Here is a 19,477-nt window from a genome sequence, read left to right as displayed (position 1 = left end):
CCCCCGGGGGCCCCCGGGGCCCCCCCCCCCCCCCCCCCCCGCCGGCCCCCCCCCCCCCCCCCCCCGCCCCCCCGGTTCCCGGCGCCCCCCCCCGCCGCCCCCCCCCCCGCCCCGCCGGTCCCCGCCGCGCCCGATCAGTGGGCGCCCCCCACCGGCGCCCCGGCCCCGGTGCCCCCGCCGCCCGCCGCCGGGAAGGTCAACCTCGACAAGGGCCGGGTCAGCCTGCGGAAGAACGAGACGGTTTCGCTGGTCAAGGGCGGCCGCCCGCTGCTCGGCACGGTCCGGATGGGCCTGGGCTGGGAGCCCGCCCGCCGCGGCCGGAGCATCGACCTGGACGCCTCCGTCATCGCCTACGGCCCCGACCGCTCCAAGATCGCCAACTGCTACTTCGGCAAGCTGCTGATCCTCGGCGGCGCCATCCAGCACTCCGGCGACAACCTCACGGGCGACGGCGCCGGCGACGACGAGGTGATCACCGTCCACCTCGGCGGCATCCCGCCCGAGGTCACCGGCCTGGTCTTCACCGTCAACTCCTTCTCCGGCCAGAAGTTCTCCGCCGTCGCCAACGCCTACTGCCGGCTCACCGACGCCCAGACCGGCGAGGAGCTGGCCCGCTTCGACCTCGCCGGCGCCGAGCCGCGCACCGGCGTGCTGATGGCCAAGCTGGTCCGGCAGTTCACCGGCGAGTGGGAGATGACCGCGCTCGGCGACTTCGTCGACGCCCGCACCGTCCGCGGCATGGTCAAGCCGGCGGCCGCGGCGCTCTAGCCCGGGGCCGGCCGGGCGGCCGGTACGGCCCCGGCGGCCGGTACGGTCCCGGCCCCGGCGGTCTCTACGGTCCCGGCCCCGGCCCCGGCGGCCTGGACGACCCCCGGGCCGCCCCGGCCTCTCACCCCCGCCGGGCCAGCCCCGCCACCCGCGCCAGCCGTTCGAAGGACTCCAGCAGCGCCGCCCGGTCGTAGCCGCTGGTCGTCACCAGCACCTCGTCCGCGGCGCTCGCCCGGATCAGCTCGTCCAGCGCCGCGGCGACCTGCTCCTCCGTCCCGTGGACGTGCCCGCGCAGCGCCTCCTCGTAGAAGCCCCGCTCGCGCGCCGACATCCCCTCGCCGCCGTCCGCCGGCCCCGCCCCGTCCGGCGCGGGCCGCAGCGGCGGGAAGACCCCGTGCGTCCGCGAGTACGCCAGCGCCCGCGCCTCCGGGACGAGCAGCCGCCGCGCCGCCTCCTGGCTGCCGGCCACCGCCACCGTCCCGGAGATCACCACATACGGCCGCGGCCACATGGCGGACGGGCGGAACGCGGCGCGGTAGCCGTCCACCGCCGCCAGCACCTTCGCCGGGTCCCGGAAGTCGCCGATCACCAGCGCCAGCCCGGCCCGCGCCGCCACCTCCGCGCCCGCCCCCGTGGCCAGCACGAACGCGGGCACCGCCAGCCCCTCGGCCGGCCGGGCGTGCACCTGCGGATGGGCGGTCTGGGTCCCCGTGAAGTAGCCCAGCAGCTCCGCAAGACGCGCCTCGAAGTCCCCGGCGGCGTCCTTCTCCGCGCCCAGCGCCTTCCGGATCCCGCCGGTGAAGCCGACCGAACGGCCCAGTCCCATGTCGATCCGCCCCGGGAACAGCGACTCCAGCACGCCGAACTGCTCGGCGACGACCAGCGGCCGGTGGTTGGGCAGCATCACCCCGCCCGTACCGACCCGGATGGCGGACGTGGCCGAGGCCACCGCGGCGGCCAGCACCGTCGGCGCCGAACCGGCCACCCCGGGCACGCCGTGGTGCTCGGAGACCCAGAAGCGGTGGTAGCCCAGCCGCTCGGCGTGCCGGGCCAGCTCCACGGTGTCGCGCAACGCCGCCGCGGGCGGGTGTCCCTCCCTGGTGCGGGAGCGGTCCAGGATCGAGAATTGAGGTGTCCGTATCTGCGAGCTCACCTCCCCTTCAACATCCCTCCGCGCCCAGGATTCCGTCCCCCGCCCCCTCGGCCCCCTCCCCCACGGCTCGACGACGAGGAGCGTCCGATGCCCCAGCAGCCGCCCCCGGCCGGCGCACCCGGCCGGCCCGAGCACCCCGGCCCCCCGGACGGCGCGGCCGCCCCGGACCTCCCGGAGCGGGTCGCCGCGACCTACGGCGAGGAGGACCTCGGCACCGCCCCCGGGTTCGCCGGCGGCTTCATCAACTTCGGGTACTGGGCGTGGCTGCCCGAGCCCGCGCACCGCCCGCTCACCGAGGACGACCGGGTCCGCAGCGAGCAGGACCTCTACCGGCTGGTCCTGGACACCTGCGACCGGCCGCGCGGCCGCACCGCCCTGGAGGTCGGCTGCGGGCGCGGGCTGGGGTGCGCGCTGGCGCTGAAGGAGTTCGACTTCGGGTCGGTGATCGGGCTGGACGCCCATCCGGACCAGATCGCCCGCGCGCTGGAGGCCAACGCCGAGCTGCTGGACGCGGGCGACGGGCCGCGCCGGCTGGAGTTCGTGCTCGGGCCGGCCCAGCGGATGCCGCTGCCGGACGACTGCGCCGACTTCGTCTACTCGGTCGAGGCCGCCCAGCACTTCCGCGATCTGGCGGGTTTCGCCCGGGAGGCGGTGCGGGTGCTGCGGCCGGCCGGGGGGTTCGCGCTGACCACGTTCTTCGCCCGGATCCCGGAGGCGGTCCGGGTGCTGCCCGAGCTGCTGCCCCCGTACGCCAACGGGCTGGACGTCCCGCACCTGGTGGACGACGCGGCCGCCGCCTTCACCGAGGCCGGTCTGCGGGACGTCGCGGTGACCCCGATCGGCGACGGCGTCTGGGAGTGCTACGACCGCTATATGGACCAGCGCCCCGACCTCCGCGACGCCTGGCCCCGCCAATACCTGACGGCCTATCAAACCGGCCTGCTCGACTACTACTTGATCACGGCGACGGGCCCGGAGGGCGGGGCTGCCCCGGAGGGCTGAGCGACCACCCGTCCGTCAAAAGCGAAGGCCCCCGAGGGCTGAGCAGCCGCCCCGGGGCCCCGCCCCCTCACTCCGACCGCTGCGACCGCGCCTTGAACGCCGCCTTGCGGGCCTCCTTCGCCGCCTTGCGGTCCGGGTGCAGCCGACCCATCGCCTCCAGCACCTCCGCGGTGGCCGGGTGATCCACCCGCCACACCGCGTCGAAGAAGCCGCTGTGCTGCTCGGTCAGCCCGCGCACCAGGTCGCGCAGCTCGGCCTCCGCCGCCTCGTCGGTGCCGCCCAGCTGGGCCGCGATGGTGTCCACCGTCAGCCAGAACACCATCTCCTGGGACGGCTCGGGGATACCGGGCAGCCCGCGCTCGGCGAGCCACACCCGGGCCAGCCCGCCCAGGTACCGGTCGTCCAGCACCTCGCGCAGCGCCGGCTCGGCCTCCGCGGCGACCAGCGAGAGGGTCTGCTGGGCCGCGAGCCGGCGCAGCGGGCCGCGCTCGTCGTCGCCGCGGGCGGCCGCGAGCAGGTCCCGGGCGGCGTCCAGCGGCGTACGGGCGGCGAGCCACTGCTCGGACTCGGCCTGGGCCAGCGCCTCGGGGTAGTCGGGCAGCGCCTCCAGCAGGACGTCGGCGCCCTTGTCCGTGAGGTCGCCCACGGCCGGCGCGTCCACCCCGGCGTCCAGCATCCGGGTGCGGACCGCCCAGACCCCGAGCGGGGTGAGCCGGACCATGCCGTACCGGGCGACGTCCTCGTCCGCCAGCGGCTCCGCCGGGCTGACCGTCTCGCCGTCCTCGTCCAGCTCCTCGATGAGCGCCTCGTCCACCGGGCGGTACGCGACCAGGCCGATCGGCTCCAGCACCCGGAACTGGTCGTCGAGCCGCATCATCGCGTCGGAGACCTCTTCGAGCACGTCGTCGGTCGGCTCGTCCATGTCCTCCGGGACGATCATGGAGGCGGCCAGCGCGGGCAGCGGGACGTCCTGGTCGGGGACCTCGTTGAGGGCGCTGAGGAGGTAGAGGTTGCCGAGGATGCCGTCGAGCAGCTCGGCCTCCTCCTCGGGGTTCCAGTCCAGCGCGTCCAGGTCCAGTTCGCCGCCGTCGGCGAGCTGCTCGGCGATCTCCGAGAGGTCCGGGGCGACCGCGTCGGCGAGCACGGTCTCCATCCCGCCGAGCCAGATCTCCAGCACGTCCTGCGGGCTGCCGGAGGTGAGCAGGGACAGCTCCTCGCCGGGGGTGGCGGTGCCGGCCACGGCGTCGTCCCCGGCGTCCGCTCCGTCGCCGTCCGGGGCGCCGTCGTGCTCGGTGATCTCCACCAGGCCGGTGTCCACGGCCAGCTGCCACGCCTCGGCGGCGTACGCGGGGCCGTCCTCGTCGGTGGCCAGGCCGAGGTGCTCGGTGGCGGCGGCCAGGGACTTCTCGCCCAGCTCGCCGCCGGCCCCGACCGGCACCCCGCCCTCGGCCCAGCGGGCCAGCCGGGCGGCGCGGGCCATCAGCGGGGCGCTCAGCGCGTCGCGGGCCAGCTCCGCTTCGGGGTGCAGCCGCACCGGCGGCATGGTGGGGCGGTCTGCGGACATCTGGCTCAGCTCCTCGGCGGACGGCGGCTGGGGTACCTCCCCGCGATGGCCGGGGAGTGCGCCGCCCCAGCGTAGACGGAATTCTCCCCATGTCGGGCGGTTCACCCTCCCGTACGCTCCCGTCCACCGGGAGGACCTTGACAACTCCCTTGCGCGCACAAGAGATTGACGCGCGTAGCGAGCGCCGGTACCGCTCCCCACTCTCCCACCCCCCTCTCCCCTACCGGAGGCATCGATGCCATCCCGTCGTACGCTCCGCAGGCCCGCCGTGCTCGCCGTGGTGACCTGCGCGGCACTCGCCGGCGGACTGCTCACCGTGCAGTCCGCCTCGGCGGCCGGCACCCGGATCCATGACATCCAGGGCAGAACGCGCATATCCCCGCTGGCCGGCAAGCAGGTCGACGACGTCCCCGGCACCGTCACCGCGGTCCGGGCGTTCGGCTCGTCGCGCGGCTTCTGGGTGCAGGACCCGCACCCGGACGGCGACCCGGCGACCAGCGAGGCGGTCTTCGTCTTCACCGGCAAGGAGACGCCGAAGGTCTCGGTCGGCGACGCGGTGACCGTCAGCGGCACGGTCAGCGAGTACTACCCGGGCGGCAAGGACGCCGGCGGCCAGTCCGTCACCGAGATCACCGGCGCCAGCTGGACGGTCACCGCGTCCGGCCAGCCGCTCCCGGCCCCCGTCAAGCTCAACTCCGCGTCGATTCCCGCCCGTTACGCCCCCGACGCGGGCGGCGGCAGCATCGAGTCGCGCACCCTGAAGCCGGGGACGTACGCCCTGGATCGCTACGAATCGCTGGAGGGCATGCGGGTCGCGGTCGCCGACGCCCCGGTCGTCGGCCCCACCAACACCCACAACGAGCTGTGGGTGACCGCCACCCCCGGCCACCACCGCACCGCCCGCGGCGGCACCCTCTACGGCTCCTACGCCGACCCCAACGGCGGCCGGGTCAAGGTGCAGTCGCTGATCCCGTTCTCCCAGCGGCCGTTCCCGGTGGCCAACGTCGGCGACCGGCTCTCCGGCACCACCGCCGGCCCGCTGGACTACGACAACTTCGGCGGCTACACCGTCCAGGCCACCGAACTGGGCGCCCTCGACGCCCACACCCCGGCGCCCGAGACCACCCGCAAGCAGACGGCCGGCGAACTGGCCGTGGCCACGTACAACGTCGAGAACCTCGCCCCGGACAACCCGCAGGCCAAGTTCGACCGGCTGGCCAAGGGCCTGGTGCACAACCTCGCCGCGCCCGACGTGGTCGCCCTGGAGGAGGTCCAGGACGACAGCGGCGCCAAGGACGACGGCACGGTCACCGCCGGCACCACGCTCAAGAAGCTCACCGACGCCATCACCGCGGCCGGCGGCCCGGCGTACGCCTGGCGGTCGATCGACCCGCGGAACGACGAGGACGGCGGCCAGCCCGGCGGCAACATCCGGATCGCGTTCCTCTACAACCCGCAGCGGGTGGCGTTCACCGATGTCGCGGGCGGCGACGCGACCACGCCGGTGAAGGTCGTCGACGACCACGGCAAGGCCGGGCTGTCCGCCTCACCGGGCCGGATCGCGCCCACCGACCCGGCGTGGAAGTCCAGCCGCAAGCCGCTGGTCGGCGAGTTCGCCCTCAAGAGCAAGCCCGCCAGCCGGGTGTTCGTCATCGCCAACCACTTCAACTCCAAGGGCGGCGACCAGGGGGTGGACAGCCGCTTCCAGCCGCCGGCCCGGACCTCGGAGACCCAGCGCACCGCCCAGGCGAAGCTGGTCAACACCTTCGTCAAGGAGCTGCTGGCCAAGGACCCCAAGGCCGAGGTGGTGGTGGCCGGCGACCTCAACGACTACCAGTTCTCCCCCGCACTGAAGACGCTGACCGCCGGGGGCATCCTCACCGACCAGGTCACCAAACTCCCCGTCAACGAGCGCTACAGCTACGTCTACCAGGGCAACTCGCAGGTGCTGGACCACCTGCTCACCAGCAAGGCACTGGCCCGCGCCGACTACGACATCGTCCACATCAACGCGGAGTACGCGGACCAGACCAGCGACCACGACCCCCAGGTCCTCCGAGTCAAGCCCTGACGCCCCGCGACCCCACCCCCTCGCCTCACCCGCGGTGACCGAGCCGTCACTCCACCGGCCCACCCCCGGGCGCCGAACGCGTCCCGGGGTGCGGTACTGGGCTGGTAAGCACCGTTTCGGCGAGACAAAGGGAGTCATGATGCCGAAGTCGCAGAACCGTAAGTCGGGCAAGCAGGACCGGGCCGCCGAGCGGCGCTCCGAGCAGCACCGGCCGCAGTCGGAGGAGTCCGCCGCCGAGCGCACCCAGGACCTGAAGCCGCGGTCGCGCAAGGCTGACTGACGCGGGCAGGGCAGTCGTTCCACTGCCCGGGCGGCCGCCGCACCCCTCGGTGCGGCGGCCGCCGCCGCGTTCACCGGGCGCGGGGCCAACGGGCGCGGACCCGCTGGGCGCCGGGCCAACGACCGCAGGCACGCGGCCCGTTCACCAACCGGACGGCACCGCCCGCCCCTCCGGCCCTTCCCCAGCGGTCGTCCCCGCCTCCGTCTCGGTCCCCAAGCCGGGCCCGCCCGGCACCAAGTCACGCACCAGCAGCGTCGCACCCGCCACCGCCCCCGGCATCAACACCACCGACGCCAGCGGAATCAGGAACAGCAGCACCAGCGGCGTCCCGAACCCGATCGCCAGCCCGAGCCTCCCCCGCAGCAGCCGCAACCGCTCCCGCACCGGCACCTCCCGCCGCTGCATCGCCACCGTCGTCAACTCCACGGTGAGAAAGAACCCGGAGACGCAGAACCCGACCACCGGAACCACCGTCTGACCGACCACCGGCAGGAACCCCAGCACGAACAGCAGCACCCCGAACCCGGCCGCCCGCAGCAGCACATGCACCATGTCCCGCAGCCCGATGGCGATCTCCCGCCACAGCCCCCGCTCCGGACCGGCCGGCCCGCCGCCCTCGCTCTCCTCGACCCGCTCCGACAGCGCCTCGTAGAACGGGTCCCCGATCAGCAACGTCACCGCGGTGAACGTCAGCACCGACAGCGTCAGCCCACCGGCCAGCAGCAGCACCGTGAACACCCCGCGCAGCAGCCCCTGCCACGGCGACCCCCACCCGTCCGCGAACGGCGTCGCCCAGGCCGCCAGATCACCGGCCCCCATCGCCAGCGCCACCAGCGCCCCCGCATACAACACCAGCGCGATCACCGCGGGAATCAACCCGAACCCCCACCACCGCCCGTGCCGCCCCGCCCACCGCACACCCCGCCCCAAATACCCCAGCCCCACCACAAGATCACGCATACCGGCCACCCTATCCACCACCACCGACAGCCCGGCGGGCCATCCCACCGGCCACCGTGCGCGGCCCTTGCGCCCCCTGGCCGAATCGCCCCCTTGTGAGGACTTGGCGCACCTGGCACACAGTTGAGAGGCGAACGATCGGGGGAGGCACTTCATGGCTGGAGCAGGTGGGGGCAACGGCGAGCATCCGGCGTGGGCAGTGGAGCGGTTCGGCCGGCAGGCCGGCGCCCTCGCCGCGGCGATTCCCGTGCAGCTGGCCAAGGCGCACGCGAAGGCCCACGCCACGCATCTCGCGGCCGAGCTGAAGAAGCGAAGTCCGTACGGGCGCACGCTCACGGAGGCCGCGCGGGAGAACCTCGCGGACATGGCGCGGGAGCTCGGCGAGTCCGTACGCGACGTACGCGGCTACGAGTACGCGGTGATCAATGACCACGCCCTCTTCCCCTACAGGTACGCGGACAGACCGCGGCCGCTCGACCGTGCGAGGCTGCCTTCCAATACGTCGCCTACACGCCGCCGTCTGTTCCGGGCGCACGGGCCGCAGCAACCGGAGGCGCTGTTCGAGCTCGACGACGACCTGACGACGGACGAGTACCTGCACCTGCACGAGGCGTTCGGGGAACTGGGGGCCTCGACGAAGCTCGTCTGCGTGTTCTTCACCGCCGCCGCGGAGAGCGGCATCCAGGTCATCCACTGGGGAGAGGCCCGCCTCGAACCGGACCGCACCTTCACCTGGCTCTGCGGCGACCAGCTCCCGGTCGCGCCCGTCCCGCTGCAGTGATCGCCAGGCCGTTGCCGCTGCCGCAGGACGCGGTGAGCGCCCTCCCCGGGCCGTTCCGGCCGTGGGAGGGCGCTCGGCGTGGGGTCAGTTGTGGCTGTGCAGGATTTCGTTGAGGCCGCCCCAGACGGCCTTGTTGGGGCGGGCCTCCACGGTGCCGGTGGTGGAGTTGCGGCGGAAGAGGATGTTGTCGGCGCCGGAGAGTTCCAGGGCCTTGACGATCTGGCCGTCGGGCAGGGTGACGCGGGTGCCCGCGGTCACGTACAGGCCGGCCTCGACCACGCACTCGTCGCCCAGCGCGATGCCGATACCGGACTCGGCGCCGAGCAGGCAGCGCTCGCCGATGGAGATGATCTGCTTGCCGCCGCCGGAGAGGGTGCCCATGGTGGAGGCGCCGCCGCCGATGTCGGAGCCGTCGCCGATCACCACACCGGCGCTGATCCGGCCCTCGATCATGGAGGTGCCCAGCGTGCCGGCGTTGAAGTTGACGAAGCCCTCGTGCATGACGGTGGTGCCGGCCGCGAGGTGGGCGCCCAGCCGCACCCGGTCGGCGTCGGCGATCCGCACACCGGCGGGCGCGACGTAGTCGGTCATCCGCGGGAACTTGTCGACGCTGGTGACCTGGAGGTGCAGCCCCTCGGCGCGGGCGTTGAGCCGGACGGTCTCCAACTGGTCGACGGGGACCGGGCCGAGCGAGGTCCAGGCGACGTTGGCGAGCAGGCCGAAGATGCCGTCGAGGTTCTGGCCGTGCGGCTTGACCAGCCGGTGGCTGAGCAGGTGCAGGCGCAGGTAGGCGTCGTGCGCGTCCAGCGGCTTGTCGTCCAGGGAGGCGATGACCGTGCGCACGGCCACGACCTCCACACCGCGGACCGGGTCCGGGCCGATGGCCTTGAGGGCGGCGGCGCCCAGCAGCGTCGCGGCGCGGTCGTCCTCCAGCCGCTCGGTGCCGGCCGGGCCGGGCTCCGCGGTCAGCTCGGGGGCGGGGAACCAGGTGTCGAGAACGGTGCCGTCGGCGGCGACGGTGGCGAGCCCGGCGGCGACGGCGCCGGTCGTACGGGGGGTTGCAGCATCGGTCATGCCGGAAACCTAACCGGAGCCGGCCCGCGGAGGCGAACCGGTCTCAGCGATCGGTCCCGGGTCGTACATCCGCACCGGACGGGGAGCCTGTGGGGCCGGGTGGCTCGTAGGTCCGCACCGGACGGGCGCCCGGGCCGCCCCCGGCGGCCGGCGAGCCGCGCCCGGTCAGCGGGACGCCCCCAGCACCCCGGCCAGCCCGTCGCGCAGCGCTTCCGGGCGGAACGGGCGGCCGGTCAGCAGGTGCTGGAGCAGCAGGCCGTCGAGGAAGGCCACCACGGCCCGGGCGGTGGCCAGATCGCCGATCCGCCGGCCGAGCCGGTCCGCCATCTCGTCCAGGCACGCGGCGGCGAGCGGCCGGACGGCCTCGTGCCGCAGCGCGGCGAGGTACAGCTCGTACTCCAGCGTCACCCGGGACCGGTCCCCGGCGAGCGTGGCGGCGACCAGCCGGGCCACCTCGTCGGCGAGCGGCGCGGCCGGGTCGAGGCCGTCCACCCAGTGCGCGAAGTCCGCCAGCCAGCCGGCGTTGACCTGCCGCAGCGCGGCGACCAGCAGTTCGTCCAGGCTGGCGAAGTGGTACGTGGTGGAGCCCAGCGGAACGTCCGCGGCGGCCGCCACGGCGCGGTGGCTGAGCCCGGCGATACCGCGTTCGCCGACGACGGTGATCGCCGCGTCGATGATCCGCTGCCGCCGCCCGGGGTCGTGGCGCCGCGCCATCAGTGCGCCCCGTCCAGATTGAGCACCACCACCCCGGCGATGACCAGCACCACCCCGAGGACCTTCAGCGCGCTGGCGCTCTCGCCCAGGAAGACCATCCCGATCGCCGCGATCACCGCCGTGCCGGCCCCGGACCAGATCGCGTACGCGGTCCCCACACTCATCGTCTTCAGCGTCTGGGCGAGCAGCGCGAACGCCACCAGATAGCCGAACGCGGTGCCCACCGAGGGCCACAGCCGGCTGAAGCCGTGGCTGTACTTCATCGAGGTGGTGGCGAGGATCTCGGAGAGGATCGCGCCGGCGAGGGTCAGATAAGCCATGTGTACGAGCGTACAGATCGTTGCGTACGGGCGTACACATCGGCGCGGGGCAGTGGCGTGAGCCAAGGCGGCCCGTACGCACAAACGGCCGTGCCCGCCAGGTTCGCTGGCGGGCACGGCCGGGTGCGCGGGAAGAGCGCCGATCGCCTCAGACGTTGAAGCCCAGCGCGCGCAGCTGCTCGCGGCCGTCGTCGGTGATCTTGTCCGGGCCCCACGGCGGCATCCAGACCCAGTTGATCTTCAGCTCGTTGACGATGCCGTCCGTGGCGGACTTCGCCTGGTCCTCGATGACGTCGGTCAGCGGGCAGGCCGCCGAGGTCAGCGTCATGTCGACGGTGGCGATGTTGGCGTCGTCGACGTGGATGCCGTAGATCAGCCCGAGGTTGACGACGTCGATGCCCAGCTCGGGGTCGACGACGTCGTACAGCGCCTCGCGGACCTCCTCCTCGGAGGCCGGCTTGGTGGTCGTCGGGGTGTCGGTCATGCGGTCTTCGCCTCCTGGGAAAGGGCCTTGGCCGTGGCGTCCTTCCAGGCCATCCAGCTGAGCAGGGCGCACTTCACGCGCGCCGGGTACTTGGAGACGCCGGCGAACGCCACCGCGTCCTCCAGCACCTCCTCCATGGCGTCATCCGGCTCCACCTGGCCCTTGGACTGCATCAGCTCCAGGAACATCTCCTGGATCTTCTGCGCCTCGCCCAGCTCCTTGCCGACCAGCAGGTCGTTGAGGACCGACGCGCTGGCCTGGCTGATGGAGCAGCCCTGGCCCTCGTAGGACACGTCCTCGATCACCGCGCCGGCCAGGCGGACGCGCAGGGTGATCTCGTCGCCACAGGTGGGGTTGACGTGGTGCACCTCGGCGTCGCCGTCCCGAAGACCGCGCCCGTGCGGGTGCTTGTAGTGGTCCAGGATGACGTCCTGGTACATGGAATCCAGCTTCACGGCTCAGTCAGTCCTCGTCCTCATCCGCGGTGCCCAATTAACCGAAAAAGTTGCGGACGTGCTCCAGCCCCTCGACGAGGGCGTCGACCTCCGCCGGGGTGGAGTACAGATAGAACGACGCTCGCGTGGTCGCGGGAATTCCGTAGCGCAGGCAGACCGGTCGCGCGCAGTGGTGCCCCACACGGACCGCGATGCCCTGCTCGTCCAGCACCTGGCCCACGTCGTGCGGGTGGATGTCGCCGAGCGTGAAGGAGATCGCCGCCCCGCGGTCCTCGGCCGTGGCCGGGCCGATGATCCTGAGGTCGGGCACCTCCAGCAGCCGCTTGACGGCGTACTCGGTGATCGCGTGCTCGTGGGCCGCGATGTTCTCCATCCCGATGCCGGAGAGGTAGTCCACCGCCGCGCCGAGGCCGACGGCCTGGGCGATCGGGGGCGTACCGGCCTCGAACTTGTGCGGCGCCGGGGCGTAGGTGGAGGAGTGCATCGAGACGGTCTCGATCATCTCGCCGCCGCCGAGGAACGGCGGGAGGTCCTCCAGCAGCTCCTGGCGGCCCCACAGCACGCCGATACCGGTCGGACCGCACATCTTGTGGCCGGTGAAGGCCACGAAGTCGGCCTGGAGCGCCTGGACGTCCAGGACCATGTGCGGCGCGGCCTGGGAGGCGTCGATGCACACCAGGGCGCCGACTTCCTGGGCGCGCCGGATGATCGTCTCGACCGGGTTGACGGTGCCGAGGAGGTTGGACACCAGGGTGAAGGAGACCACCTTGGTGCGCTCGGTGATGACCTCCTCGATGGTGGAGAGGTCCAGCCGGCCGTCGTCGGTGAGGCCGAACCACTTCAGCTTCGCGCCGGTGCGCTGCGAGAGCAGCTGCCACGGGACGATGTTGGAGTGGTGCTCCATCTCCGTGATGACGATCTCGGTGTCGCTGTCCACGCGGTAGGGCTCATCGGCCCAGCCGAGCATGTTGGCGACGAGGTTGAGCGACTCGGAGGCGTTCTTGGTGAAGATCACCTCGTCGCGGCTCGGCGCGTTGATGAAGGCGGCGACCTTGTCGCGGGCGCCTTCGTACAGCGCCGTGGCCTCCTCGGCGAGCACATGCACGCCCCGGTGGACGTTGGCGTTGTGGCGTTCGTAGTAGGCGCTCAGGGCGTCGAGGACCTGGCGCGGCTTCTGGGAGGTCGCCGCGTTGTCCAGATACACGATCTTCCGGCCGTCGTGGACCAGGCGGTCCAGGATGGGGAAGTCCTTGCGGATCGCCTCGGTGTCGAGGAGGCCCGGCAGCTGTGTCACGCGCTCGTGCCCCCCTTCACGTACGCCTCGTAGCCCTCGGCCTCCAGCTTGTCCGCCAGCTCGGGGCCGCCGGACTCGGCGATCCGGCCGTTGGCGAAGACGTGGACGTGGTCGGGCTTGATGTAGCGGAGGATCCGCGTGTAGTGGGTGATCAGCAGGGTGCCGACCTCGCCGGTCTCGCGGACGCGGTTGACGCCCTCGGAGACCACGCGCAGCGCGTCGACGTCGAGGCCGGAGTCGGTCTCGTCGAGGATCGCGATCTTCGGCTTCAGCAGCTCCAGCTGGAGGATCTCGTGGCGCTTCTTCTCACCGCCGGAGAAGCCCTCGTTGACGTTGCGCTCGGCGAACGCCGGGTCCATCTGGAGGCGCTCCATGGCCTCCTTGACCTCCTTGACCCACGTCCGCAGCTTGGGGGCCTCACCGCGGATGGCGGTGGCGGAGGTGCGCAGGAAGTTGGAGACCGAGACGCCGGGGACCTCGACCGGGTACTGCATGGCGAGGAAGACGCCGGCGCGGGCGCGCTCGTCGACGGACATCTCCAGGACGTCCTCGCCGTCGAGGGTGACGGTGCCGCCGGTGATCGTGTACTTGGGGTGACCCGCGAGGGAGTAGGCGAGCGTCGACTTGCCGGAGCCGTTGGGGCCCATGATGGCGTGCGTCTCGCCCTGCTTCACGGTCAGGTCGACGCCCTTCAGGATCTCGCGCGGACCGTTCTCGGCCTCGACGGAGACGTGCAGGTCGTGGATCTCAAGCGTTGCCATGGGTGACTCAGGACTCCTGGGTGACGGAGACGAGCACGTCGTCCCCTTCGATCTTTACGGGGTATACGGGGACGGGGCGCGTCGCGGGAAGGCCGGACGGCTTGCCGGTGCGCAGGTCGAAGCTGGAGCCGTGCAGCCAGCACTCGATCGAGCAGTCCTCGACCTCGCCCTCGGACAGCGAGACGTTCGCGTGCGAGCAGATGTCGTTGATCGCGAACACCTCGCCCTCGGTGCGCACCAGCGAGACCGGCGTGCCGTCGATCTCCACCCGCTTGGGGGTGTCCTCGGCCAGCTCGCTCAGGGCGGCCACGCGTACGTAGCTCATGCCGCGGACGCTTCCAGCTCGGCCTCGATCTTGCTCATCAGGCGCTCCTCGACGTCCGGCAGGCCGATCTGCTGGACCAGCTCGGCGAAGAAGCCGCGGACGACCAGGCGGCGCGCCTCGTCGGCCGGGATGCCGCGCGCCATGAGGTAGAACAGCTGCTCGTCGTCGAACCGGCCGGTCGCCGAGGCGTGGCCGGCGCCGACGATCTCGCCGGTCTCGATCTCGAGGTTGGGGACCGAGTCGACCCGCGCGCCGTCGGTGAGGACGAGGTTGCGGTTGAGCTCGTAGGTGTCGGTGCCGGTGGCGGCCGCCTGGATGAGCACGTCGCCGATCCAGACCGCGTGCGCCTCCTGGCCCTGCAGCGCGCCCTTGTACGTCACGTGGGAGCGGCAGTTGGGGGTGTCGTGGTCGACGAAGAGGCGGTGCTCCTGGTGCTGGCCGGCCTCGGTGAAGTACAGGCCGTACAGCTCGGCCTCGCCGCCGGGGCCCGCGTAGTCGATCCGCGGGTGGAGGCGGACCAGGTCGCCGCCGAAGGTGACGACCACGGACTTGAAGGTGGCGTCCCGGCCGACCAGGGCGTTGTGCTGGCCGCAGTGGACGGCGTCGTCGTCCCAGTCCTGGACGGAGACGACGGTCAGCTTGGCGCCGTCGCCGAGGAGGTAGTCGACGTTGGCGGCGAGCACACCGGAGCCGGTGTGGTCGATGACCACGACGGCCTCGGCGAACGCGCCCAGCTCGACGACCTGGTGGCCGAAGGCGGTGCCGCCCTCGCCGTGCACCCGGATCCGGATCGGCTCGGTCAGGACCGTCTCCTTGGGGACGGAGACCACCGACGCCTTCTCGAAGGCGCTGTACGCCTGGGCGGCGACGCGGTCCACGGGCTTGCCGGCCTTGCCGACCCGCGGGTCGGTGCGGTCGACCAGCTCGTGGGTGACGCCCTCCGGCGCGGTGATGTCGATCTTCAGGTCCGGACCGCCGGCCGCGGCGCTGCCGTCGTGCAGGCCCTTGAGGCGGGCGAGCGGCGTGAACCGCCACTCCTCCTCGCGGCCGTGCGGCACCGGGAAGTCCGCCACGTCGTAGGACGGCGGGGCGCTCATCCGGGTGGCGACGGTGGATTCCGCGGCCACCGCGACGGAGCCGGCGGTCGTGGACCCCAGGGGGATGTTCTGAGCCTCAGCCATGGCTGTTCGTCTAGCTCGCTTTCTGCGTTCTTGAGAGTCGGTCGCTGCGGGGGCCGGTCAGCCGACCGCGCCTTCCATCTGCAGCTCGATCAGCCGGTTGAGCTCCAGCGCGTACTCCATCGGCAGCTCGCGGGCGATCGGCTCGACGAAGCCGCGCACGATCATCGCCATCGCCTCGTCCTCGGACAGGCCGCGCGCCATCAGGTAGAAGAGCTGGTCCTCGCTGACCTTGGAGACCGTCGCCTCGTGGCCCATGGACACGTCGTCCTCGCGGACGTCCACGTAGGGGTAGGTGTCCGAGCGGGAGATGGTGTCCACCAGCAGCGCGTCGCACAGCACGTTGGACTTCGAGCCGGCGGCGCCCTCGCCGATCTCGACCAGGCCGCGGTAGGAGGTCCGGCCGCCGCCCCGCGCCACCGACTTGGAGACGATGTTGGAGGAGGTGTTCGGCGCCATGTGGACCATCTTGGAACCGGCGTCCTGGTGCTGGCCCTCGCCCGCGAAGGCGATGGACAGGGTCTCGCCCTTGGCGTGCTCGCCCATGAGGTAGACCGCCGGGTACTTCATGGTGACCTTGGAGCCGAGGTTGCCGTCGACCCACTCCATCGTCGCGCCCTCGTAGGCGACGGCGCGCTTGGTGACGAGGTTGTAGACGTTGTTCGACCAGTTCTGGATGGTCGTGTAGCGGCAGCGGCCGCCCTTCTTGACGATGATCTCGACGACCGCGGAGTGCAGCGAGTCGGACTTGTAGATCGGCGCCGTGCAGCCCTCGACGTAGTGGACGTAGGCGTCCTCGTCGACGATGATCAGCGTCCGCTCGAACTGGCCCATGTTCTCGGTGTTGATCCGGAAGTAGGCCTGGAGCGGGATGTCCACGTGCACGCCCTTGGGGACGTAGATGAACGAGCCGCCGGACCAGACGGCGGTGTTCAGCGACGCGAACTTGTTGTCACCGACCGGGATGACCGTGCCGAAGTACTCCTGGAAGAGCTCCGGGTGCTCCTTGAGCGCGGTGTCGGTGTCCAGGAAGATGACGCCCTGCTTCTCCAGGTCCTCGCGGATCTGGTGGTACACGACCTCGGACTCGTACTGCGCCGCGACACCGGCGACCAGCCGCTGCTTCTCCGCCTCGGGGATGCCCAGCTTGTCGTAGGTGTTCTTGATGTCCTCGGGCAGCTCCTCCCAGGAGGTGGCCTGCTGCTCGGTGGAGCGGACGAAGTACTTGATGTTGTCGAAGTCGATGCCCGACAGGTCGGAGCCCCAGGTCGGCATGGGCTTCTTGTCGAACAGCTTGAGCCCCTTGAGGCGCAGCTTGAGCATCCACTCCGGCTCGTTCTTCTTCGCCGAGATGTCGCGGACGACGTCCTCGTTGAGACCGCGCTTCGCCGAAGCGCCGGCCACGTCGGAGTCGGCCCAGCCGTATTCGTACTTGCCCAGGCCCTCGAGCTCGGGGTGAGCAGTCTCCGTGGGGAGCGTCATGCGGGGTTCCTCCCGGCCGTGCTTGCAGATGCTGTGGTGGTCTGTGGGGTGTGCCCACCGGTGCGGTGGGCCGCCTTGCCGGCGCCGGCCTTCGGGACGAAGGTCGTGCACACCCCGTCGCCGTGGGCGATGGTGGCAAGGCGCTGTACATGGGTCCCGAGCAGGCGGGAGAAGACCTCGGTCTCCGCCTCGCACAGCTGCGGATACTGCTCGGCGACATGGACGACCGGGCAGTGGTGCTGGCAGAGCTGTTCACCGAGCTGGGGGTTGGGGGCGCTGCGCGCCGTAGCAGCGTACCCGTCCGCGGTCAACGCCTTCGCCAGGGCCTCGGTGCGGGCCTCGGGGTCGGCGCTCTCGACCGCCTCGCGGTAGCCCTCGGCCTGCGCGGCGAGCCGGGCCCGGGCGAACGCGGCGACCGCCGCCTCGCCCTTGGCGCCGCCGCCCGCGCTCTGCGCGATCCAGCGCAGCGCGTCGGCGGCGAGGTCGTCGTACGCCTGGTCGAAGGCGTCGCGGCCGCAGTCGGTCAGGGCGAACGCCTTGGCCGGCCGGCCGCGCCCGCGGGCACCGTAGACCCGCTTCTCGCGGGGCTCCACGACGCCCTCGGCGGCCAGCGCGTCCAGATGGCGGCGGACCGCGGCCTGGGTCAGCTCCAGGCGGAGCGCCAGCTCGGCCGCGGTGGACGGACCGTGGTCGAGGATCGAGCGGGCGACGCGGTTGCGGGTGCCGCGCTGGTCGTCGTGCGCAGGCGCGGAGGCGGCGGGGCCGGCGGTCTGCCGGGCCGCTGGCCTCTTCCGTTCCTCGCTCACGTTTTTCACAACGCCATTGTTGCGTAATTCGCCGGAGCGATTCAAGCCTCGTCCGGATCACGGACAGGTGGCCTCGATCACTAAGGGTTACCTAATTCCGGGGTGAGTGGTGACGCTGCGGAATCGCCGCGGGCCGGCGCCCGAGGCCGTCCGATCCCCCGCTCCCGCCGCCCCCGCCGCGCTCCGTAGACTTCCCGGCATGCCCAGCACCTCCCCGGGGGACGCCCCCCGATCGCCCGGCCGCGAGCCCGCCGTCGAGGTCACCGGCCTGGTCAAGCGCTACGGCACCAAGACCGCCGTGGACGGGCTCGACCTCACCGTCGCCCGCGGCGCGGTGACCGCCGTGCTCGGTCCGAACGGCGCCGGCAAGACCACCACCGTCGAGACCTGCGAGGGCTACCGCCGCCCCGACGCCGGCCGGGTCCGCGTCCTCGGCCTGGACCCGATCGCCGACGCCGCCGCCCTGCGGCCCCGGATCGGCGTGATGCTCCAATCGGGTGGCGTCTACGCGGGCGCCCGCGCGGAGGAGATGCTGCGGCACACCGCCACCCTGCACGCCCACCCCCTGGACGTGGACGCGCTCATCGACCGGCTGGGCCTGGGCGGCTGCGGGCGGACGCCCTACCGCCGGCTGTCCGGCGGCCAGCAGCAGCGGCTCGCCCTGGCGATGGCCGTGGTCGGCCGCCCCGAGCTGGTCTTCCTGGACGAGCCGACGGCCGGCCTGGACCCGCAGGCCCGCCGCGCCACCTGGGACCTCGTACGGGAGCTGCGCACCGACGGCGTCAGCGTGGTGCTGACCACCCACTTCATGGACGAGGCCGAGCAGCTCGCCGACGACGTCGCGATCATCGACGGCGGCCGGGTCGTCACCCAGGGCAGCCCCGAGGCGCTGTGCAAGGGCGGCGCGGAGAACAGCCTGCGCTTCACCGGCCGCCCCGGTCTGGACATCGCCTCGCTGCTCAAGGCGCTGCCCGCGGACAGCGCGGCGGCCGAGCTGACCGCCGGCACCTACCGCGTCCAGGGCCGGATCGACCCCCAGCTGCTGGCCACCGTCACCTCCTGGTGCGCCCAGAACGGCGTCATGCCCGACGCGATAGCCGTCGAACGCCACACCCTGGAGGACGTTTTCTTGGAGCTCACCGGCAAGGAGCTGCGCGCATGACCACCGCCACCGGTACCGGTACGTTCACCCCCCGCCCCGGGGCGGCCCCCCTTTCCCGGATGATCCGCGCGCAGGCCGCCCTGGAGACCCGGATGCTGCTGCGCAACGGCGAGCAGCTGCTGCTCACCGTCGTCATCCCCACGCTCCTGCTGGTGCTGTTCTCCGCCGTCCGGATCATCGACACCGGCGCCGGCGAGCCGGTGGACTTCCTCACCCCGGGCGTGCTGGGCCTGGCCGTGATGTCCACCGCGTTCACCGGGCAGGCCATCGCCACCGGCTTCGAGCGGCGCTACGGCGTCCTGAAGCGGCTGGCCGTCTCGCCGCTGCCGCGCTGGGGGCTGATGACCGCCAAGACCTGCGCGGTGCTGGTCACCGAGGTCCTGCAGATCGCGCTGCTGACCGTGGTCGCGCTGGCGCTGGGCTGGTCGCCGCACGGCAACCCGCTCGCCGTGGTCCTGCTGCTGGTCCTCGGCACCGCCGCGTTCTCCGGGCTGGGGCTGCTGATGGCCGGCACCCTCAAGGCCGAGGCCACCCTGGCCGCCGCCAACCTCGTCTTCCTGCTGCTGCTGGTCGGCGGCGGGGTGATCGTTCCGCTGACGAAGTTCCCCGCGGCGGTCCAGCAGGTGCTCCAGTTCCTGCCGATCTCCGCGCTCTCCGACGGGCTGCGGACGGTCCTCCAGCACGGCGCCGGGCTGCCCTGGGCGGACCTCGGGATCCTCGCGGTGTGGGCGGTGCTGGGCCTGGGCGCCGCGGCGAAGTGGTTCCGCTGGGAGTAATCCCAGGTCACTCCCGCCGTACGGCATTTCGGGCCCCCCTCGTGAAAACACGCACAAGCCGCGGCCT

Annotated in this window: 21 protein-coding genes; 7 read left to right on the top strand and 14 right to left on the bottom strand. The window is 72.5% G+C overall.

Features of this window, described 5'->3' with window-relative positions; translation table 11 throughout:
* On the top strand, nt 1–768 hold a 768-nt coding region (locus tag ADL22_RS03025), incomplete at its 5' end, for a TerD family protein (protein WP_199836197.1).
* A 121-nt stretch (nt 769–889) separates the two neighbouring features.
* Here the strand turns inward: ADL22_RS03025 and ADL22_RS03020 are convergent.
* Nucleotides 890–1,921: an MsnO8 family LLM class oxidoreductase gene (locus tag ADL22_RS03020; RefSeq protein WP_066973519.1), complete on the bottom strand. Its 1,032-nt coding sequence runs from the start codon at nt 1,919–1,921 to the stop codon at nt 890–892.
* Between the two features lie 87 nt (nt 1,922–2,008).
* Here ADL22_RS03020 and ADL22_RS03015 point away from each other — a divergent pair, with 87 nt between their 5' ends.
* A complete protein-coding gene (locus ADL22_RS03015) occupies nt 2,009–2,923 on the top strand; it encodes a class I SAM-dependent methyltransferase (RefSeq protein ID WP_066973517.1) in 915 nt (304 codons plus the stop codon).
* Between the two features lie 67 nt (nt 2,924–2,990).
* Here ADL22_RS03015 and ADL22_RS03010 read toward each other — a convergent pair whose 3' ends face one another.
* The gene (locus ADL22_RS03010; RefSeq protein WP_066973515.1) at nt 2,991–4,487 is read right to left on the bottom strand and encodes a hypothetical protein; all 1,497 of its coding nucleotides are present in this window, start codon (nt 4,485–4,487) and stop codon (nt 2,991–2,993) included.
* 235 nt (nt 4,488–4,722) lie between these two features.
* Between ADL22_RS03010 and ADL22_RS03005 the strand changes: the two genes are divergently transcribed.
* Nucleotides 4,723–6,558, top strand: coding sequence for an endonuclease/exonuclease/phosphatase family protein (locus tag ADL22_RS03005; protein ID WP_066973513.1), 1,836 nt, complete (start codon nt 4,723–4,725; stop codon nt 6,556–6,558).
* Nucleotides 6,559–6,697: 139 nt separating this feature from the next.
* Nucleotides 6,698–6,838: a hypothetical protein gene (locus tag ADL22_RS35635; protein WP_199836196.1), complete on the top strand. Its 141-nt coding sequence runs from the start codon at nt 6,698–6,700 to the stop codon at nt 6,836–6,838.
* Between the two features lie 141 nt (nt 6,839–6,979).
* On the opposite strand, the gene ADL22_RS03000 is transcribed toward ADL22_RS35635, so the two are convergent.
* Nucleotides 6,980–7,798 (bottom strand): EI24 domain-containing protein, encoded by an 819-nt coding sequence (locus ADL22_RS03000; RefSeq protein ID WP_079063802.1) that lies wholly within the window; start codon nt 7,796–7,798, stop codon nt 6,980–6,982.
* A 154-nt stretch (nt 7,799–7,952) separates the two neighbouring features.
* On the opposite strand from ADL22_RS03000, the gene ADL22_RS02995 reads away from it, so the two are divergent.
* Nucleotides 7,953–8,579 (top strand): hypothetical protein, encoded by a 627-nt coding sequence (locus ADL22_RS02995; protein ID WP_066973511.1) that lies wholly within the window; start codon nt 7,953–7,955, stop codon nt 8,577–8,579.
* An 84-nt stretch (nt 8,580–8,663) separates the two neighbouring features.
* On the opposite strand, the gene dapD is transcribed toward ADL22_RS02995, so the two are convergent.
* The 11 genes from dapD to ADL22_RS02940 form a co-directional block, all read right to left on the bottom strand.
* The gene (gene dapD, locus ADL22_RS02990; protein WP_066973509.1) at nt 8,664–9,653 is read right to left on the bottom strand and encodes a 2,3,4,5-tetrahydropyridine-2,6-dicarboxylate N-succinyltransferase; all 990 of its coding nucleotides are present in this window, start codon (nt 9,651–9,653) and stop codon (nt 8,664–8,666) included.
* Nucleotides 9,654–9,818: 165 nt separating this feature from the next.
* Entirely contained in the window at nt 9,819–10,367 is a 549-nt protein-coding gene (locus ADL22_RS02985; protein WP_066973507.1) for a TetR/AcrR family transcriptional regulator, read from the bottom strand.
* Nucleotides 10,367–10,687 carry a DMT family transporter gene (locus ADL22_RS02980; protein ID WP_066973505.1) on the bottom strand — a complete coding sequence of 107 codons (321 nt, stop codon included), beginning with the start codon at nt 10,685–10,687 and terminating at the stop codon, nt 10,367–10,369. Before ADL22_RS02980 ends, ADL22_RS02985 begins: the two co-directional genes overlap by 1 nt.
* A gap of 148 nt (nt 10,688–10,835) precedes the next feature.
* Nucleotides 10,836–11,171, bottom strand: coding sequence for a metal-sulfur cluster assembly factor (locus ADL22_RS02975; RefSeq protein WP_066973503.1), 336 nt, complete (start codon nt 11,169–11,171; stop codon nt 10,836–10,838).
* Entirely contained in the window at nt 11,168–11,626 is a 459-nt protein-coding gene (gene sufU / locus ADL22_RS02970; protein ID WP_066973501.1) for a Fe-S cluster assembly sulfur transfer protein SufU, read from the bottom strand. Before sufU ends, ADL22_RS02975 begins: the two co-directional genes overlap by 4 nt.
* A 37-nt stretch (nt 11,627–11,663) precedes the next feature.
* Nucleotides 11,664–12,920 carry a cysteine desulfurase gene (locus ADL22_RS02965; RefSeq protein ID WP_066973499.1) on the bottom strand — a complete coding sequence of 419 codons (1,257 nt, stop codon included), beginning with the start codon at nt 12,918–12,920 and terminating at the stop codon, nt 11,664–11,666.
* Nucleotides 12,917–13,681 (bottom strand): Fe-S cluster assembly ATPase SufC, encoded by a 765-nt coding sequence (sufC, locus tag ADL22_RS02960; RefSeq protein ID WP_066973497.1) that lies wholly within the window; start codon nt 13,679–13,681, stop codon nt 12,917–12,919. Before sufC ends, ADL22_RS02965 begins: the two co-directional genes overlap by 4 nt.
* Before the next feature lie 7 nt (nt 13,682–13,688).
* Nucleotides 13,689–14,006, bottom strand: a complete 318-nt coding sequence (locus ADL22_RS02955; RefSeq protein ID WP_066973495.1) for a non-heme iron oxygenase ferredoxin subunit — start codon at nt 14,004–14,006, stop codon at nt 13,689–13,691.
* Nucleotides 14,003–15,187 (bottom strand): Fe-S cluster assembly protein SufD, encoded by a 1,185-nt coding sequence (sufD, locus tag ADL22_RS02950; protein ID WP_066973493.1) that lies wholly within the window; start codon nt 15,185–15,187, stop codon nt 14,003–14,005. The genes ADL22_RS02955 and sufD overlap by 4 nt, the downstream gene beginning before the upstream one ends.
* A gap of 57 nt (nt 15,188–15,244) precedes the next feature.
* Entirely contained in the window at nt 15,245–16,666 is a 1,422-nt protein-coding gene (sufB, locus tag ADL22_RS02945) for a Fe-S cluster assembly protein SufB (RefSeq protein WP_066973492.1), read from the bottom strand.
* Nucleotides 16,663–17,481 carry a helix-turn-helix transcriptional regulator gene (locus ADL22_RS02940; protein ID WP_066973490.1) on the bottom strand — a complete coding sequence of 273 codons (819 nt, stop codon included), beginning with the start codon at nt 17,479–17,481 and terminating at the stop codon, nt 16,663–16,665. The genes sufB and ADL22_RS02940 overlap by 4 nt, the downstream gene beginning before the upstream one ends.
* 190 nt (nt 17,482–17,671) lie before the next feature.
* Between ADL22_RS02940 and ADL22_RS02935 the strand changes: the two genes are divergently transcribed.
* The gene (locus ADL22_RS02935; RefSeq protein WP_066973488.1) at nt 17,672–18,634 is read left to right on the top strand and encodes an ABC transporter ATP-binding protein; all 963 of its coding nucleotides are present in this window, start codon (nt 17,672–17,674) and stop codon (nt 18,632–18,634) included.
* Nucleotides 18,631–19,410 (top strand): ABC transporter permease, encoded by a 780-nt coding sequence (locus tag ADL22_RS02930; RefSeq protein ID WP_066973486.1) that lies wholly within the window; start codon nt 18,631–18,633, stop codon nt 19,408–19,410. The genes ADL22_RS02935 and ADL22_RS02930 overlap by 4 nt, the downstream gene beginning before the upstream one ends.
* Nucleotides 19,411–19,477: the final 67 nt, after the last annotated feature.

The organism is Streptomyces sp. NRRL F-4489 (genome assembly GCF_001509485.1).
GTDB lineage: Bacteria > Actinomycetota > Actinomycetes > Streptomycetales > Streptomycetaceae > Streptomyces.
This window is presented reverse-complemented; position numbering and strand designations above follow the sequence as displayed.

Coding starts and splice junctions, on each gene's coding strand:
- ADL22_RS03005 (WP_066973513.1), top strand. CDS start 4,723: ATGCCATCCCGTCGTACGCTCCGCAGGCCCGCCGTGCTCGCCGTGGTG.
- ADL22_RS03015 (WP_066973517.1), top strand. CDS start 2,009: ATGCCCCAGCAGCCGCCCCCGGCCGGCGCACCCGGCCGGCCCGAGCAC.
- ADL22_RS03000 (WP_079063802.1), bottom strand. CDS start 7,798: ATGCGTGATCTTGTGGTGGGGCTGGGGTATTTGGGGCGGGGTGTGCGG.
- ADL22_RS35635 (WP_199836196.1), top strand. CDS start 6,698: ATGCCGAAGTCGCAGAACCGTAAGTCGGGCAAGCAGGACCGGGCCGCC.
- ADL22_RS02975 (WP_066973503.1), bottom strand. CDS start 11,171: ATGACCGACACCCCGACGACCACCAAGCCGGCCTCCGAGGAGGAGGTC.
- dapD (WP_066973509.1), bottom strand. CDS start 9,653: ATGACCGATGCTGCAACCCCCCGTACGACCGGCGCCGTCGCCGCCGGG.
- ADL22_RS02935 (WP_066973488.1), top strand. CDS start 17,672: ATGCCCAGCACCTCCCCGGGGGACGCCCCCCGATCGCCCGGCCGCGAG.
- sufB (WP_066973492.1), bottom strand. CDS start 16,666: ATGACGCTCCCCACGGAGACTGCTCACCCCGAGCTCGAGGGCCTGGGC.
- sufC (WP_066973497.1), bottom strand. CDS start 13,681: ATGGCAACGCTTGAGATCCACGACCTGCACGTCTCCGTCGAGGCCGAG.
- ADL22_RS02985 (WP_066973507.1), bottom strand. CDS start 10,367: ATGGCGCGGCGCCACGACCCCGGGCGGCGGCAGCGGATCATCGACGCG.
- ADL22_RS02995 (WP_066973511.1), top strand. CDS start 7,953: ATGGCTGGAGCAGGTGGGGGCAACGGCGAGCATCCGGCGTGGGCAGTG.
- ADL22_RS02955 (WP_066973495.1), bottom strand. CDS start 14,006: ATGAGCTACGTACGCGTGGCCGCCCTGAGCGAGCTGGCCGAGGACACC.
- ADL22_RS02980 (WP_066973505.1), bottom strand. CDS start 10,687: ATGGCTTATCTGACCCTCGCCGGCGCGATCCTCTCCGAGATCCTCGCC.
- ADL22_RS02930 (WP_066973486.1), top strand. CDS start 18,631: ATGACCACCGCCACCGGTACCGGTACGTTCACCCCCCGCCCCGGGGCG.
- sufD (WP_066973493.1), bottom strand. CDS start 15,187: ATGGCTGAGGCTCAGAACATCCCCCTGGGGTCCACGACCGCCGGCTCC.
- ADL22_RS03010 (WP_066973515.1), bottom strand. CDS start 4,487: ATGTCCGCAGACCGCCCCACCATGCCGCCGGTGCGGCTGCACCCCGAA.